This window comes from Pseudomonas sp. CFBP13508, from assembly GCF_005233515.1.
GTDB classification, from domain to species: Bacteria; Pseudomonadota; Gammaproteobacteria; order Pseudomonadales; family Pseudomonadaceae; genus Aquipseudomonas; species Aquipseudomonas mercuritolerans.
The window spans coordinates 66,470-81,434 of the sequence record NZ_QFZZ01000004.1; the positions used below are offsets into that span (position 1 = coordinate 66,470).

Annotated in this window: 14 protein-coding genes; 12 read left to right on the top strand and 2 right to left on the bottom strand. The window is 59.4% G+C overall.

Features of this window, described 5'->3' with window-relative positions:
- The first annotated feature begins 38 nt into the window (after positions 1-38).
- From PspCFBP13508_RS12420 to PspCFBP13508_RS12445, 6 genes are all read left to right on the top strand, one after another.
- Entirely contained in the window at positions 39-1,121 is a 1,083-nt protein-coding gene (locus tag PspCFBP13508_RS12420) for a glycosyltransferase (RefSeq protein WP_137214670.1), read from the top strand.
- Between the two features lie 15 nt (positions 1,122-1,136).
- Positions 1,137-2,249 carry a polysaccharide pyruvyl transferase family protein gene (locus PspCFBP13508_RS12425; RefSeq protein WP_041477306.1) on the top strand — a complete coding sequence of 371 codons (1,113 nt, stop codon included), beginning with the start codon at positions 1,137-1,139 and terminating at the stop codon, positions 2,247-2,249.
- Positions 2,246-3,478, top strand: a complete 1,233-nt coding sequence (locus PspCFBP13508_RS12430; protein ID WP_137214672.1) for an oligosaccharide flippase family protein — start codon at positions 2,246-2,248, stop codon at positions 3,476-3,478. The genes PspCFBP13508_RS12425 and PspCFBP13508_RS12430 overlap by 4 nt, the downstream gene beginning before the upstream one ends.
- Positions 3,469-4,572, top strand: a complete 1,104-nt coding sequence (locus PspCFBP13508_RS12435) for a hypothetical protein (RefSeq protein ID WP_024013616.1) — start codon at positions 3,469-3,471, stop codon at positions 4,570-4,572. The genes PspCFBP13508_RS12430 and PspCFBP13508_RS12435 overlap by 10 nt, the downstream gene beginning before the upstream one ends.
- Positions 4,573-4,584: 12 nt before the next feature.
- Positions 4,585-5,634: an acyltransferase gene (locus PspCFBP13508_RS12440; RefSeq protein WP_137214673.1), complete on the top strand. Its 1,050-nt coding sequence runs from the start codon at positions 4,585-4,587 to the stop codon at positions 5,632-5,634.
- Between the two features lie 178 nt (positions 5,635-5,812).
- On the top strand, positions 5,813-6,946 hold the full coding sequence (locus PspCFBP13508_RS12445) for a GDSL-type esterase/lipase family protein (protein WP_137214676.1): 1,134 nt from the start codon (positions 5,813-5,815) through the stop codon (positions 6,944-6,946).
- Positions 6,947-7,061: 115 nt separating this feature from the next.
- On the opposite strand, the gene PspCFBP13508_RS12450 is transcribed toward PspCFBP13508_RS12445, so the two are convergent.
- Together PspCFBP13508_RS12450 and galU are read right to left on the bottom strand one after the other, a co-directional pair.
- Entirely contained in the window at positions 7,062-7,475 is a 414-nt protein-coding gene (locus PspCFBP13508_RS12450) for a mannose-1-phosphate guanylyltransferase (protein WP_137214678.1), read from the bottom strand.
- Between the two features lie 31 nt (positions 7,476-7,506).
- Positions 7,507-8,340 carry a UTP--glucose-1-phosphate uridylyltransferase GalU gene (gene galU / locus PspCFBP13508_RS12455; RefSeq protein WP_137214679.1) on the bottom strand — a complete coding sequence of 278 codons (834 nt, stop codon included), beginning with the start codon at positions 8,338-8,340 and terminating at the stop codon, positions 7,507-7,509.
- Positions 8,341-8,727: 387 nt separating this feature from the next.
- On the opposite strand from galU, the gene galE reads away from it, so the two are divergent.
- The 6 genes from galE to PspCFBP13508_RS12485 all read left to right on the top strand — a co-directional run bounded on the left by galE (position 8,728) and on the right by PspCFBP13508_RS12485 (position 14,929).
- A complete protein-coding gene (gene galE, locus PspCFBP13508_RS12460; RefSeq protein WP_016775458.1) occupies positions 8,728-9,744 on the top strand; it encodes a UDP-glucose 4-epimerase GalE in 1,017 nt (338 codons plus the stop codon).
- A gap of 230 nt (positions 9,745-9,974) precedes the next feature.
- On the top strand, positions 9,975-10,211 hold the full coding sequence (locus PspCFBP13508_RS12465) for a hypothetical protein (RefSeq protein WP_016775457.1): 237 nt from the start codon (positions 9,975-9,977) through the stop codon (positions 10,209-10,211).
- Between the two features lie 145 nt (positions 10,212-10,356).
- Positions 10,357-11,418, top strand: coding sequence for a polysaccharide biosynthesis/export family protein (locus PspCFBP13508_RS12470; RefSeq protein ID WP_042609067.1), 1,062 nt, complete (start codon positions 10,357-10,359; stop codon positions 11,416-11,418).
- A gap of 12 nt (positions 11,419-11,430) precedes the next feature.
- Positions 11,431-12,096, top strand: a complete 666-nt coding sequence (locus PspCFBP13508_RS12475; protein ID WP_137214680.1) for a YjbF family lipoprotein — start codon at positions 11,431-11,433, stop codon at positions 12,094-12,096.
- Positions 12,093-12,854 carry a capsule biosynthesis GfcC family protein gene (locus PspCFBP13508_RS12480; RefSeq protein WP_137214681.1) on the top strand — a complete coding sequence of 254 codons (762 nt, stop codon included), beginning with the start codon at positions 12,093-12,095 and terminating at the stop codon, positions 12,852-12,854. Before PspCFBP13508_RS12475 ends, PspCFBP13508_RS12480 begins: the two co-directional genes overlap by 4 nt.
- Positions 12,851-14,929, top strand: a complete 2,079-nt coding sequence (locus PspCFBP13508_RS12485) for a YjbH domain-containing protein (RefSeq protein WP_137214682.1) — start codon at positions 12,851-12,853, stop codon at positions 14,927-14,929. Before PspCFBP13508_RS12480 ends, PspCFBP13508_RS12485 begins: the two co-directional genes overlap by 4 nt.
- The last annotated feature ends 36 nt before the right edge of the window (positions 14,930-14,965 follow it).

The window sequence follows — 14,965 nt, forward strand, 5'->3', positions numbered from 1 at the left end:
GTTGCCGATTGTTCTTTCCTGTTTGAAGTGGGTGAGTTGTGAAAAAAATACTGCACGTGGCAGAGACGATCAAAGGTGGCGTGGCGACGGTGATCCGCACGATCTCGGCATCGCCTGAAGGCGACGCGGCGAATTATCAACTTGTCTATCTGGTGCCCGAGGATCAGGCCAAGGAGCTGCACGGCATCGCCCCGCAGCAGGTGCGCACCTTTCCACGCAGCGGTCGCAACGTGCCATCGCTGCTGCGTTTCGCCTGGCGCCTGAGCCAGGTGCTGCTCAAGGAAAAGCCCGACGTCGTGCATTTGCACAGCACCTTTTCCGGAGTGATCGGCCGTGTTGTGTGCGTGCTGTTGCGACCATGGCGCAAGCCGAAAATCGTCTACTGCCCGCACGCGTTTTCGTTCCTGATGGAAAGCTCGCCGACCAAGCAGAAGGTCTATGCGTGGATCGAGCGCGTGCTGCAGAAAGTCACCGACGTGATCATCTGCGTCAGCCAGTACGAGCTGGATAAAGCCGCGCGTTTCGGCATCGAGCGCAAGCGCATGAAGCTGATCTACAACGGCATTCACCACAAGGACGACGCACCGAAGAGCGCTGGCGCCGAGCCGATTCATCTGCTGTTCGTCGGGCGCCTGGATTACCAGAAAGGCTTCGACGTGCTGCTCAAGGCCTACGCCAAGGTCAATCGCAACGACCTCAAACTGACAGTGGTTGGCAGTGCGGTCAACGAAGACTCGGTCGAGTGCCCGCCGATGGATTCGGTCGAGTACCTGCCGTGGGTGACGCCGAGTGAAGTGCAGGCGCTGTATCAGAAAGCCGATGCGCTGATCGTGCCGAGTCGCTGGGAAGGCTTTGCCATGGTGCCGCTGGAAGGCATGGCCATGGGGCTGCCGGTGATTGCCAGCAACTGCACCTCACTGCCGGAACTGGTCACCAACGAAGTGTCTGGCTACGTCTTCCCGTCCGGTGATCACCAGGCGCTGGCCGACGTTTTGACGATCATCCAGAAGCCGCGCCTGCTCGACCTCGGCAACGAAGGTCGGAGCATTGTCCGCGAACGTTTCAGCGCAGCGTTGATGATCCGCCAGACCTACGACCTGTATCACGCTCCCACTTATTAAGTAGAACTCAAGCTTATGAACGTAACGATTTTGCATGGCTACAGTGCGTCTAACTCCGGTGACGGTCTGCTCGTCGATCTGGCCATTGCTCTGGTGCAGCGTAACTTTGGTGACGACACCGCGATCAGTGTCGTGGCGTCCGACCCTGAGTCGTTCAACTATCTGCCGCACCCGCGTTTCGATGCGCCGGTGATGGCGGCCAAGGGTCTGGGGCGGGTCAAGCAAGCGGTGTTTCTCAATCAGTCCTACGCCGGGCTCGCCGATCTGCTGAAGAAAACCGATCTGATCGTCGGTGTCGGCGGCGGCTACATGCGTTCGAAAAGCGCCTTCGAGCACATCAAGCTGAAGCTCGGCCATGCCAAGCAACTGGAAACCGCGATTCTCAGCAAAGTGCCGTCGGTGTACCTGCCGCAGAGCATCGGCCCGTTCCACGGCGAGAGCAGCAAGATCGTTGAACACTACGCCAGCGCCGATGCGGTGTTCGTGCGTGACAACCGTTCCTCGGCGATTTTTGATGCTTGCGAAAACGTCTACCGCGCGCCGGATCTGGCCGTGCAGTCGCTGGCGAGCAAGATTCTTCAGCAACCGAAATTCACTCGCTGCGCCGCCTCGCCGGCGACAGTCTGCGTGGTGCTGCGCAAGCCACCGGAGTGGAGCAAGGAGAAGAAGGTCGCTTACGTGGCCAATCTGAAACTGCTGCTGCAGCGTCTGAAGAACAAAAGCAAAGTGGTCTGCGCCGTGCAAAGCGCCGTACGTGGCAACGATGACGGCGCGTTCTACCGCGAGCTGGGCATCAACGAAGATCTGCTGTCGCTGAAGGCAACCATTGCCAAGTACCAACCGGACCTGGTGATCTCGGTGCGTCTGCACGGCGCCATCGAATCGCTGCTCTCCGGCGTGCCGGCGTATCACATCAGCTACGAGCGCAAAGGCTTTGGCGCCTATCAGGACATGGGCGTCGAGGACTGGGTGATCAACGGCGGCGATATCGACGTCGACACCATCATCAACACCGTTTACGCGCCCAATGCCTTGGCGGATTTCGGCAAGCGCCTGACCGACACTTGCCGCGAGATCGAGGCGAAAACCGTGGCCATGGACGAAATCATCAAGGGTGTCGTTCGATGATATTTCGGCTGTTGCTTCGCGGCGGAGCCTTGGGCGCGAAGTTCTTGCTGGTGTTGGCCATCACCCATTACCTCGGTTACGAGGCGCTGGGTTTTTACGGTGTGGTGGTCGCGGCTTCGCTGATCGCATCGAAGTTCTACAGCGTCGGCTTCAGTTCCGAAATCAACCGGCTGATCAGCGTCGGCGGCAGTTCGCGACGCGTGGTCGACAAGGTTCTGCTGCTGTATCTGGCGGTGGGGCTGTTGTTGTCGGTGCTGACGGTGCTGATCTATTCGCTGTTCCAGTCGGTAGAAGCAACCGCCACGTTGATCCTGTGCGTGACGCTGGTGTTGCTCACCGAGCACCTGTCGTTCGAAATCAATTCCTTCGTGTTTTCCGCGCAGAAAGCCACCGCCGGCGCTCTGCTGTTCTTCATCAAGACTGGCCTGTGGGCGGCGTTGGCGGTGGGCGGCATGGTGCTCGGCTGGGTCGCGGGCATCGCCAGTGTGTTGTGGCTGTGGGTCGTCGCCAACGTGCTGGTAATCATCGCCGGTTATTTGATCGTGGTGAACGTGCACAAGGGCCGCGAAGCCGCGCCGCTGGACACCGCGACGGTGTGGAAGGCCGGGTTGCCGTTCTATCTCGGCACCGGTCTGATCGCCCTGAGTCAGTACGCCGAGCGCTTTCTGATCATCGACCTCGAGCCCTACGCCAGCCTCGGTAAATATGTGTACGCGTGGTCCGCGGCCAACACTTTGCAGGCGTTGTCGTACGCGGTGGTGGCGGTGGTCGGCATTCCGGTGCTGGCCAAGCGTTTCCAGGCCGATCAACAGGCGTTCACGGTCAGGCAACTGTTCGTCAACAAATGGGTGATGCGCTCGCTGGTGGTCTCCGCCGTTGTGGCCGTGGCGATCTATGTGTTTTTCAATGTGTTGCTCGATTACGTCGCCAGCAGCGTGCCGCGCCCGGATAACGCGCTCCTCGCGGTGCTGATTTTTTCCTTCGCTTTGCGGGCGATTGGCGACATCGTCTGGGGCGGTTTGATTGCTTCGAAAAACAGCCGGGTGTCGCTGGCCAGCGCGACGCTCTGCCTGCTGATTTCAGTGCCGATCAGCTATGTGCTGATCAAGCATTACTCGATCTACGGCGCGGCGTGGGGCAACGTTTTCGCCATCGTCGTGCAGCTCAGTGTGATTGCAGTGTTGACCCGTGTCACCGGCGCGAAAAAGGCTGCGCTGTCATGGGCCTGAAATTGCCGCGCATCGAGTTTCGTGGGCGCAAATTCGATTCGTCGATTTCCTTTCTGATCCTGTTCACCGGGCTGTTTCTGTCAGTGGCGATGCCGCTGTTGGTGCCGCGTGATCCGGGGCCGGATGCGATGACCTTGTGGTCGTCGTATGCGCGTGCCGACAACTGCAATTTCTGGAACCCGTTCTCGCCGGATCGCTCGTCCTACGAGTGTTCGGCGTTCCTGCTGCGGCCCACCGGGATCAACCTGACCAACGCCTGGGCCTACGGCATGTTCTGCAATTTCTTTCTCACCGCAATTCCGGTGGTGGTGTTCCGGCGCATGCCGTTGACCATTTTCGGCACCCTGTGCCTATGGGGCATCGTGCGTTCGTTTTTCCTTGAGAACCTGACCAAGGAAATCATCGTGTCGGTGGCGGTGTTGAGCATTCTGCTCAGCGCATTGACGCGCAAATATCGCGGCGGTTTTTTCCTCTCGGCGGTGATTTACGGTGTGCTGATCCGGCCGTACTGGATCCTGTTTTCGCTGTCGTGGGTCGGCGTCTGCGTGATGAAAAAGTACGTCTCGCGCTTCACCTTCTTCCTGATGCTGTTCCTGTTTTATCTGGCGGTGGCCATGGCCATTCAGCTGGCGTTGGGCTTTCCGGTGTCATCGATCCGCGCGAGCAACAACGAGCTGCGCACGGCGGGCGAGGAGGGCTCGAAGTCGCTGATCGTTTCGTGGCTCAGCGGCAGCGACTTCGTCTCCCAGGCGCTGGATTCGATGATCATTTTCTTCCGCCTGTCGTTCCCGGTTGAGCTGATTCTGCTGTCCGGGCCGGGGCAGGTGATCTTCGTTGCGCTGATGATCATGACCGCGCTGCTGCTGTTCAAAGTCATCACTTCGACCGACTACAAGGGCGCGCCGATCCAGACCAAACCCAAGGAACTGATCGCGATTCCGCTGGCGTTTCTGTTGGTGCAAGGCTTGTTCGAGCCGGACTTCGGCTCCTTCGCCCGCCACTTCTCGATGGTGGTGCCGGTGTTGTTCGTCGGCCTGGGCTTGATGCTGCGCGCGAACAAACCGGCGCAGGTCGAATCAAGAATTCTCACTTAAGGCAGGTGCTCTATGTCGAGCAAGAAAAAATCCCTGGAAATCGAAACCCTGCGCGGCCTGGCGTGCCTGCTGCTGGTGCTCTATCACGTCATCGGCCCGCTGGGCGGCGGCTTGAAGATCGACATCGGCTCGCCGTTCCGGGTCATCGCCGACTCGATGGTGTACGTGCGCATGCCGCTGTTCACGTTTATCTCCGGCTACATCTATTCGATCTACAAGATTCGCGGCAATGACTTTTCCGCCTTCTTCGTCGGCAAGGTGCGGCGGCTGATCGTGCCACTGTTCTGTGTCGGCGTGCCGTTCTCGGTGCTGCAAGCGGTGGGGCCGGGGGTGAACAAGGACGTCGGCGTGATCGACGCGTTGTTGTCGTTCTGGGTGCCGATCAACCACTTCTGGTTCCTGCAGGCGGTGTTCAGCATTTTCATCTTCGTCGGTTTGCTGGAATGGCGCGGCCTGCTGCGTTCGGCGACGCGGTTGTATGGCTTGTTTGCGTTTGCGGCGGTGTTGTTCCTGCTGCCGCCGTTGCCGTTGGATGCGTTCGGTATCAACGGTGCGATTTATCTGCTGCCGTTTTTTGTTGCAGGGATGATCGGTCAGGAAAATGTCGATGTTTTGAAACAGCGTTTCAAAGTGATCGGGCCGCTGCTGTTTGTGCTGATCTCGCTGACGCTGTTGTACGTCGCGGCGATTGATCGTGAGCTGATTGTCGATCGCCGCAGCCTGATTGGTTTGACCGTGGGTTGCGTGTCTTGCATCGCGTTGCTGTCGAGTGACATGCGCTCGAAAGCGCTGACCTGGCTCGGTGGATATTCCTATGCGATTTTCCTTTTCCATGTGCTGTTCGCAGCGACCTCGCGGTTTGTCCTTGGGCGCCTCGGCGTGAAGGATGAGAGCTTGCTGGTGCTGGGTGGTCTGAGTTGTGGATTGCTCGGGCCGGTGGTGCTGGCGATGGTGTTCAGCCGGTTCAACTTCACTTCGGTGCTGTTCCTTGGCGAGCGCGCGGCGAAGAAAAAAGCACCGGTGATTGTCGCTCCGGTGGTGCAGACGCAATCATCCCTGTAGGAGCTGACGAGTGAAACGAGGCTGCGATCTTTTGATCTTTTGTCGTGGCTTGCGAAGATCAAAAGATCGCAGCCTCGTTTCACTCGTCAGCTCCTACAGTGGATTCGTGCAAGTCACACCATCCTTGTGGGAGCGAGCCTGCTCGCGAAGGGGCCATCCCGGACAAAGGAAATATTCAATGATGCCAGTAGACGCCCCTCAACCAGCCGCCACCTCGGCCATCACGGTAGACGATGCCCGCCAGCGCTTTACGCAGTGGCGCGAGGGCAAGGCCGGCAAGGTGCTGGCGGTTTCGGTGATCGGCGATAGCTACACCGCCGGGCAGGATTTCTACCTGAACAAACTGGTGCAGCGAGTGGCCGCCGAGGTGGGTTTCGCTGGCCCCGGTTACGTCGGTTTCAACCACGGCGCGGCGCTGGGCGGCACGCATTTCAAATACACCCGCAGCGGCGACAAATACTTCGGCGGCGGCTGGAAGGTTTCCGAACTGGGCCAGGCCAGCCCGGACAGTCGCACGATCAGCGGCAAACCCGGCGCCTGGTTGCAAGTCGATGCCAGCCCTTCGCCGCGCATCGATACCACGGTCACTCAGGCGAAACTGTTGTATCTGGGCAACGGCAAATCCGAAGAGCTGCGCTATCGCTGGTCGCCCGCGCAAGCCTGGCAACCGTTGAAACTCGCAGGCTCAGGCATTCAGGAAGTCGCGCTAGAGGGCGTTCCATCAGCCGCAGACTGGTCATTCAGACTGGAAGTGGTGAAGGGCGCGCCCACGTTGTTCGGCCTTTGGATGACGAATGATGAGAAGGGCATTCGGGTGTCGAAACTGGCGGCCTCCGGCGCGGCATCCGCGGATTTCTATCACGCCGATCGACAGTGGCAGACGCAATGGAAAGCCGTGGTGTCGAAGATCCCGGCCGACGTTTACCTGATCATGCTCGGCGGCAACGATCAGGGCTTCGGCGTCAAACCTGCGCAGTACCTACAAAACGTTCAGGGCCTGGTGAGCATGCTGCGCGAGATTCAGCCGGCGGCGAGCATCAACCTGATCCTGCGTCAGGACACCACGCGCTCCAGCGCTTATCCGATGTCGGCCTATGCGCAGGTGCTCGAACCGTGGGCGCGTGAACAGCAGCTCGGTTTTGCCAACCTGCAATGCGCATTCGGCCCCGACGTCAAACGCTACGCCAGCGCGATGATCGGCCCGGACAAGATTCATCCGTTGCCGGCCACGGGCGGGAAGGTGATTGCCGATTATTTTTATGGCTGGATCATGGGGCACGAGACTGGGTGCGGCAGCGCTGCAAAAATTTGAATGTGGGAGCGAGCCTGCTCGCGAAGGCGCCGTGTCAGATACCGAAATGCTGACTGTGCCGCCGCTTTCGCGAGCAGGCTCGCTCCCACAATGGATCGGCGTGACGCCCGGGTGATCAGGCGTCGTGCTTGAAGGCGTCGATGAGCCCCAGCAGTTCGTCAAGCTTGCGCGGCATCAACCGCGCATCACAACGGGTTTCAACATTAATGATGATCGCCGGGTCGTTGCAGCAGATGCGCACGCGAAAGCGCCAGTCGCTGAAGATCACTTTCAGGCCATCGCGGTCATCCATTTCCAGCGCCTGTTCGCCATACCACGCTTTCAGGTGCGCGAGCAGCGGATAAGGATCGCGCAGCGGCCGGCGGATATCGCCAGACGCAGGAAACACGCCGATCCGCTCCACCAGCAGAATCGTGCCCAGCCAGGTTTCGTTGGCGCTGGGCAGCGGTTGATGGCGCGACAACCAGCTCATCACCCCGAGGTTGCCCACCTCACGTTCAATCTCTGTCGAATGTTGTGCAATGTTCATGGTTGCCTGCCTCTGGTGGTGGGGAGTCGTCTCAGCGGCCCTTGAGGTACACGTTGTCGTAGCAGAAATTGGTCGCTTGCAGATAACCCTCGGCATCGCCGCAATCGAAGCGCAGGCCTTTGAATTTGTAGGCCAGCACGCAGCCGTTCTGCGCCTGTTTCATCAGTGCGTCGGTGATCTGGATTTCGCCGCCCTTGCCTGGTTCGGTGTCGGCGATCAGGTCGAAGATGTCCGGGGTGAGGATGTAGCGCCCGATGATCGCCAGGTTCGACGGCGCGTCCTGCGGCGCCGGTTTTTCCACCATGTTGTTGACCCGGTAGATGCCCTCGGAAATCAGCTCACCGGCAATCACGCCGTACTTGTGAGTCTGGTCGGCCGGGACTTCCTGAATGGCGACGATCGAGCAGCGAAATTTCCTGTACAGCTGAATCATCTGCGACAGCACACCGTCGCCTTCGAGGTTCAGGCACAGGTCGTCGGCCAGCACCACGGCAAACGGTTCGTCGCCGATCAATGGGCGACCGCTGAGAACGGCGTGGCCCAGGCCTTTCATTTCCACCTGACGGGTGTAGGAGAAGGTGCAGGTGTCGATCAGCTCGCGGGTGCCGGCGAGGAATTTTTCTTTCTCGGTGCCACGGATCTGGTGCTCGAGTTCGTAGCTGATGTCGAAGTGGTCTTCCAGCGCGCGCTTGCCCCGGCCGGTGACGATGGCCATGTGTTGCAGGCCAGCGTCCCGTGCTTCTTCAACGGCATATTCGATCAACGGCTTGTTGACGATCGGCAGCATCTCCTTCGGCATGGCTTTGGTCGCCGGCAAGAAACGCGTGCCGTAGCCGGCAGCGGGGAACAAACATTTACGAATCATAAAAGTATCCTGGACAGTCATGGAACACAGGCGACGGTTGCGCACCACAAAGTGGCGGCAAGTTTCAATGATTATTGAAGGCTTACTTTAATACCCGAGTCAGGTTGTTGCTGGCAATTAGTTGCGCTGTTAAAAAGCGCTAATGTTATGAGATGTCGACTACTTGGTTATTAGTTATTTTTAGTCGGTATCTGTCGATAGTGATAAGTATCCAGGGAGTGCTAATAAGTACCCGTCAAACAGTTTGACCGGCAAAAATAATTATTGCCAGTGGTTGAACTGAATTTGTTTGAGGTTGTTGTCGCCCTGTTTGTGTGAATTGCTCCGCATATCCACCAGGCATGGCTTGACACGCTACCGGGTATTTATTCAATGACGGACCGCGCTATGAAGATTCTGGTAACGGGTGGTGCCGGCTATATCGGCTCGCATACCACACTTGCATTGCTTGAAGCAGGTTATGAAGTTGTCGTTCTGGATAATCTTTGTAACAGCAGCGACGCAGCACTTCACGCCGTTGAAGCCATTTGCGGCAAAAGTGCATGGATGATTCGCGGCGATGTCTGCGATCGGCCGCTGCTCGACCGGATTTTCCGCGAGCATCAGATCGACGCCGTGCTGCATTTCGCCGGGCTCAAAGCCGTGGGCGAGAGTGTGCGCAAGCCGCTCGAATACTACGAAACCAACGTCGGCGGCAGCATCACCCTGTGTCAGGCGATGGCAGCGGCGGGGGTGTTCCGGCTGGTGTTCAGTTCCTCGGCGACGGTGTACGGCGAGCCTGAAGAGATGCCGATTCGCGAGGATTTTCCTACGGGCAATCCGACCAATCCCTACGGCCAGTCCAAGCTGATCGTCGAGAACGTGCTGCGCGACCTGAGCCTCGCCGAGCCGCGCTGGAGCATCGCGCTGCTGCGCTATTTCAACCCGATCGGCGCCCACGCCAGCGGGCACATGGGCGAAGACCCCAACGGCATCCCGAACAATCTGGTGCCGTATATCAGCCAGGTCGCGGTCGGCAGCCTGCGCGAGCTGTCGATCTTCGGTAATGATTACCCGACCGCCGATGGCACCGGCGTGCGCGATTACATTCATGTCGTCGATCTGGCGGATGGGCATTTGAAAGCGTTGCAGTCGATCAGCGAGCGCACCGGCATCCACACCTGGAACCTCGGCACCGGCGATGGCTACAGCGTGCTGCAAGTGCTGCATGCGTTCGAACAGGCCTGCGGCCGCCCGGTGCCTTACCGGATGATGCCGCGTCGCGCCGGTGACATTGCCGAGAGTTTTGCCGATGCTTCGAAAGCGGCGAAAGAACTCGGCTGGAAAGCCACGCGCAACTTGCAGGACATGGTCGCCGACACTTGGCGCTGGCAATCGAATCATCCCAATGGTTATTCGCGATGATGGCCATTTAGTCCGATGTTAGTTTCAGTCAGGTTGTTAGATAACGTCGGGAAATTACACTGGCAATGCCATTTGCAAATCCGTAGATATAAACCTGCCGTTCGACTTTAGCAGTTGCGTAGCGCTGTGAAAGAACAACGGATCTTGTTCGCGCTCTTTGCGGACTTGAAAGCTACCAGCTCTGACACAGACCTGTTTTTTAACAGTTCGAATGTTAGAAAGGAGTTGTTATGAAAAAAGTGATGGCAGTTGCCCTGTTGACGATGTTGAGCAACTGGGCTGCCGCCGCTGAAGCGCCGTTGACAGCGGTAACCAATGTAGGTGGCAGTGTGGCGGCTTCGCAAGCGCCCGCGGCCAGTACTGCAATGGTTGCCAGTGCTGTAGCGGCGTCCAACAGCGGTGGCAGTGCCAACGGTGGTACCACCGGTACGACGGGTACCACCGGTACAACCGGCACGCATAACTAACAGGAACATTTGTTAGTGCAGTACAGAGTCGCCCGACGCAAGTCGGGTGACTTTGTTTTTTGGATTCGCCCTTGAATAGCGTAGTGCCATTATGACTCGTAGTGTTTATCTTTTAATGTTGGCAAGTCTCGCTTTGCAAGGTTGCATGTTTTCCCCCGGCCAGTACCTCAGCACCAGCGATATCACCCGCCAGGGTGCCAGCGAAAGCAGTCGGGTCGAGCTGATTCCGATCACCCCGAAGCTGATCGCCATGAACCGCGCCACCCAGAAGCGTGAGTCGCTGCCGGCGGAGCTGCTGGTGACGCCGGCGGAATATCGCATCGGCAACAATGACGTGCTGTACATCACCGTCTGGGATCACCCGGAGCTGACTGCCCCCTCCGGCGCGCAACAACAGATCGATGCCAACGGCCGTCTGGTGCGCTCCGATGGCACGCTGTATTACCCGTTCATCAAGGAAGTCCAGGCCGCCGGCCGGACTATCCAGCAACTGCGCGCGGACATCGAACAACGCCTGTCGGCATTCATCGCCGAGCCGCAGGTCGACGTCGCGGTGCTGCGCTTCGCCAGCCAGAAAGTCGTGGTCACCGGCGCCGTGACGAAGGCCGGCCCGCAAGCGATTTCGACCAATCCGCTGAGTGTGGTCGAAGCCCTCGGTTCCGCTGGCATCGACACTAATAACGCCGACTTGTCGGGCCTGCTGCTGACGCGCAACGGGCGGGTGTATCCGCTCAATCTCGACTCGCTCAATCAGCAGGATTCCGAACTGCAGAACGTCTACCTCAAGGGCGGCGATCAGCTGTATCTGCCGTACAACGACAACAAGCGCATCTACGTCATGGGCGAGGTCAACCAGCCACGCGCGCTGAGCTTCAAGACCGCAACCATGAACCTGTCCGACGTGCTCGGTTCGGTCGGTGGCCTGAGTCAGACCAGTTCCAACGGTAACGCGGTGTACGTGATTCGCGGCGTGGAAAATCTCGACGTCGAGCCGGCGAAGATCTATCAGCTCGAAGCCGAATCGCCGACCGCCATGGCGCTGGCTTCGCACTTCCAGGTGCGGCCGCAGGATGTCGTCTACGTCGGTCCGGCCAACGTCACCCGCTGGAACCGTTTCATCAGCCAGTTGGTGCCGTCGGCGTCGATTGTCGGCACTGGGGCTTCGGCAGCGAAGAACTGGAGCGAATACAGCAACAACAGCAAATAAGGCCGCCCGACTGTGAACCTATTGAAAGTGGGCGTCTGCCTGATGGCGGCCTCGTTGCTGTGCGGCTGTAACCCGCTGATGAGCGCATCGCTGAACAACCTCAAGGCCGCCGTCGTCGGCCCCGATGAGGTTGACGTATCGGCGGCCGAAGTCGCCGGGGTCAACTACCCGCAACTGAAACTGACCACACCGTCCGGCTCAGGCGTGCTGGCGCTGGTGCGCGAGCGCGAAGACCTGCAATTCTGGGTCGCCTCCGGCAAGCAGGTGTTGCTGCTGCGCGATGGCCTCGCCGTGCGCAGCATCGGCCTCGGTCTGCAAGGCGATCTGGATGGCACGCGGCTGGCCGATGATTCGCCGTTCAAGCAAGGCCTGCACCACGTCGCCGACGGTTTCACCACTCGGCGCTGGATTGATCTGTACAAGGGCCAGGAAGTCGGCGTGATCATCAACAGTCGCTTCTCGCGCCGCGCCACCGAGACCCTGGAGATTCTCGACAAGGCTTACTCGGTGCTGCGCGTCGACGAACAGATCGACGCCCCAGCCATTGGCCTCAGCGCGACCAACCGTTACTGGGTCGACCCGCGAGACGGTTTCATCCTGCAGAGCGAGCAACAACTGACCTCGCAGTTGCGCGTCAAGCTAGTGCAACTGACCCCTGATCGCAGGCATCTGCCGTGAAGCGCTTGAGCCTAATCGCGGCGGGCCTTTTGCTGATCGCAGGGGCGAGTCAGGCCGCTGTCAGGGTGTCCGGCGACGTCGCCAATCCCGGGCCGATCGCATTGCCGCCGGGTGGGCGCCTGCTCGACGTGATCAGCGAAGCCGTGCCCAATGCCGAAGGCTATTGGCTGGCGGGTGGATTGTTGCGCCAGTCGCTGATCGAGGAGCAGACGCGGCTCAAGGTTGGTGTGCTGTTCGATCTTGAGGTGCTGCAACGCATGGCGACGCTGTTTGATCGGCCGAGCCGCGCAGCACTGGCGCAGCGCATTGCCGAAGAAGTCCGACAAATGCCAGTGACCGGACGGCAGATCGCTGACCTCGATCCGGTGGCGGTGGAAGTCGGCTTCGCGCGCAACATTCGCCTGGATGACGGCGATCGGCTGATCTATCCGAAACGAGTTGATGAAGTGCAGGTGTTGGGCGCGGTCACCGAGCCGTGCCACCTGCCGTACCAGCCATTGCAGGAGGCTCGCGAATATCTCGAAGACTGCTCGATTCTCGACGATGCCGAAGCGGATTACCTGTGGCTGATCCAGCCGAACGGCGTGTCGCGGCGCGTCGGCATCGCCCACTGGAATCGCGAGTCCGGGCAGTTTCCGGTGGCCGGCAGCAGGATTCTGGTGCCGATAAAAAATGATGATCTTGATCCGCCTCTTCCTGAACTGAATCAGCAGTTGGCCGAATTCATTGCCACGCAGCTGGCCGAGGTGGTTCGTTGAAGTTACGTTTTGCAGCTGTGTTGTTATTGCCCTGCGGTCTGGCTCACGCCGAGCCACGCATTACCCAGAATGACTTCGGTGGCGCCGGGCTGTTGCAGACACCGACGGCGCGGATGGCCCCGGCCGGCGAATTGAGCGTCAACGCCAACCGCACCGATCCGTACAGTCGCTACAGCGTGTCGTTGCAGCCGCTGGACTGGCTCGAAGGTTCGTTCCGCTACACCGCGATCACCAACCGGCCGTACGGCTCGGAGGCCCTCAGCGGCAGTCAAAGCTATAAGGACAAGGCGGTCGACGCCAAGATACGGCTGTGGCAGGAAAGCCACTGGGCGCCGGAAGTGGCGCTGGGCTTTCGAGATATCGGTGGTACCGGTTTGTTCTCCAGCGAATTCTTCGTCGCCAACAAGCGCTTCGACAATTTCGATTTCAGCGCCGGTATCGCCTGGGGCTACATCGGTAATCGCGGCGACTTCGACAACCCGCTGGGCTACGTCAGCAATCGCTTCGATACGCGCCCGGCGCTGGAAGGCACCGGTGACGTCAACTCCGGCTCGTATTTTCGTGGCAAGCCTTCACTGTTCGGTGGCGTGAGCTATCAGACACCTTGGGATCGGCTGAGTCTGAAGCTGGAGTTCGAAGGCAACGATTACAAGAACGAGCCGAAGGACAACGAGATCAAACAGGACTCGCCGATCAACCTCGGTGCGGTGTTCAAGGTCACCGATTCGATCGACCTCAGCGCCGCGTGGGAGCGGGGCAATACAGCGATGTTCGGAGTGACCTTCCACACCAATTTCGTCAGCCGCAAGGCGCCGGCCAAAACCTACGACCCGACCCCCGAACCGTTGCCTGCGAAGGCGCCGACGACCTCGATGGAACAGGTCAACTGGGCCGATGTGTCGCGGCGTTTGCAGCAGAATGCCGGGTACAAGGTCGAGCGCATCAGCCAGCGCGATTCCGAACTGATCGTCTATGGCGAGCAGCAGCGTTATTTCCATTCGTCCAAAGCCGTTGGCCGCGCGAGCCGGATTCTCGACAACAGCGTCAACGACGACATCGACTGGTTCACCGTGGTCAACAAGCGCTATGACTTGCCGCTCGAAGAAACCAGCCTGCCGCGCCAGACCTTCCGCGAAGTGATCAACAATGAAGAACCGTTGCAGGCGCTGCACCGCACCACCGAAATCAACCCGGCGATGCCGCACAACGAGAAAACCCTCTACACCGAAGCGCCGCAGCACTTCAGCTATGGCGTGGGTCTGGGCTTCAAGCAGAACGTCGGCGGCCCGGATGGTTTGCTCTATCAGTTCAGTGCCGATGCGGACGCGGAATATCGCTTCAACCGCAACACTTGGTGGAGCGGTTTGCTCAGCGCCAACCTGGTCAACAACTTCGACAAATTCGTCTACGACGCGCCGAGCGGATTGCCCCGCGTGCGCACGGATCTGCGCCAGTACCTGACCACGTCAAACACGACCATGCCATTGTTCCAGCTCAGCCATGCCGAGCAGTTGGATAAAGACCTGTACGGCATGGTTTACGGCGGTTATCTGGAGTCGATGTTTGCCGGCGTCGGCGCGGAAGTGTTGTTCCGCCCGACCGGCGAGCGCTGGTCGTTGGGCGCGGACCTGAACTGGGTGCGCCAGCGTGATTTCGATCAGGGCTTTGCCTTGCGCGATTACTCGGTCGTGACCGGGCATATCACCGGCTATACCGACCTGCCATTCGATACGCTGGCGGCGGTCAGTGTCGGTCGTTATCTGGCCGGGGATTGGGGCACCACCGTGGATATCTCCCGTGAGTTCTTCAACGGCGTGCGCGTCGGTGCCTGGGCAACCATCACCACGGCCAGCAGCGCGGAATATGGCGAAGGTAGTTTCGACAAGGGGCTGTACCTGTCGATCCCGTTCGACGAAATGATGAGCATGTCGACCATGCGCCGCGCCAACCTGGTCTGGGCGCCACTGACCCGAGATGGCGGCGCCAGACTGAGCCGCAGCTATCAACTGCACTCGATGACGGATAGCCGGGAAGGTGACATGTTCTACCGCAACTTCGAGAAGATTACCGAGTAAGCGCTGGTCTCTGGGAGCGAGCCTGCTCGCGAATGG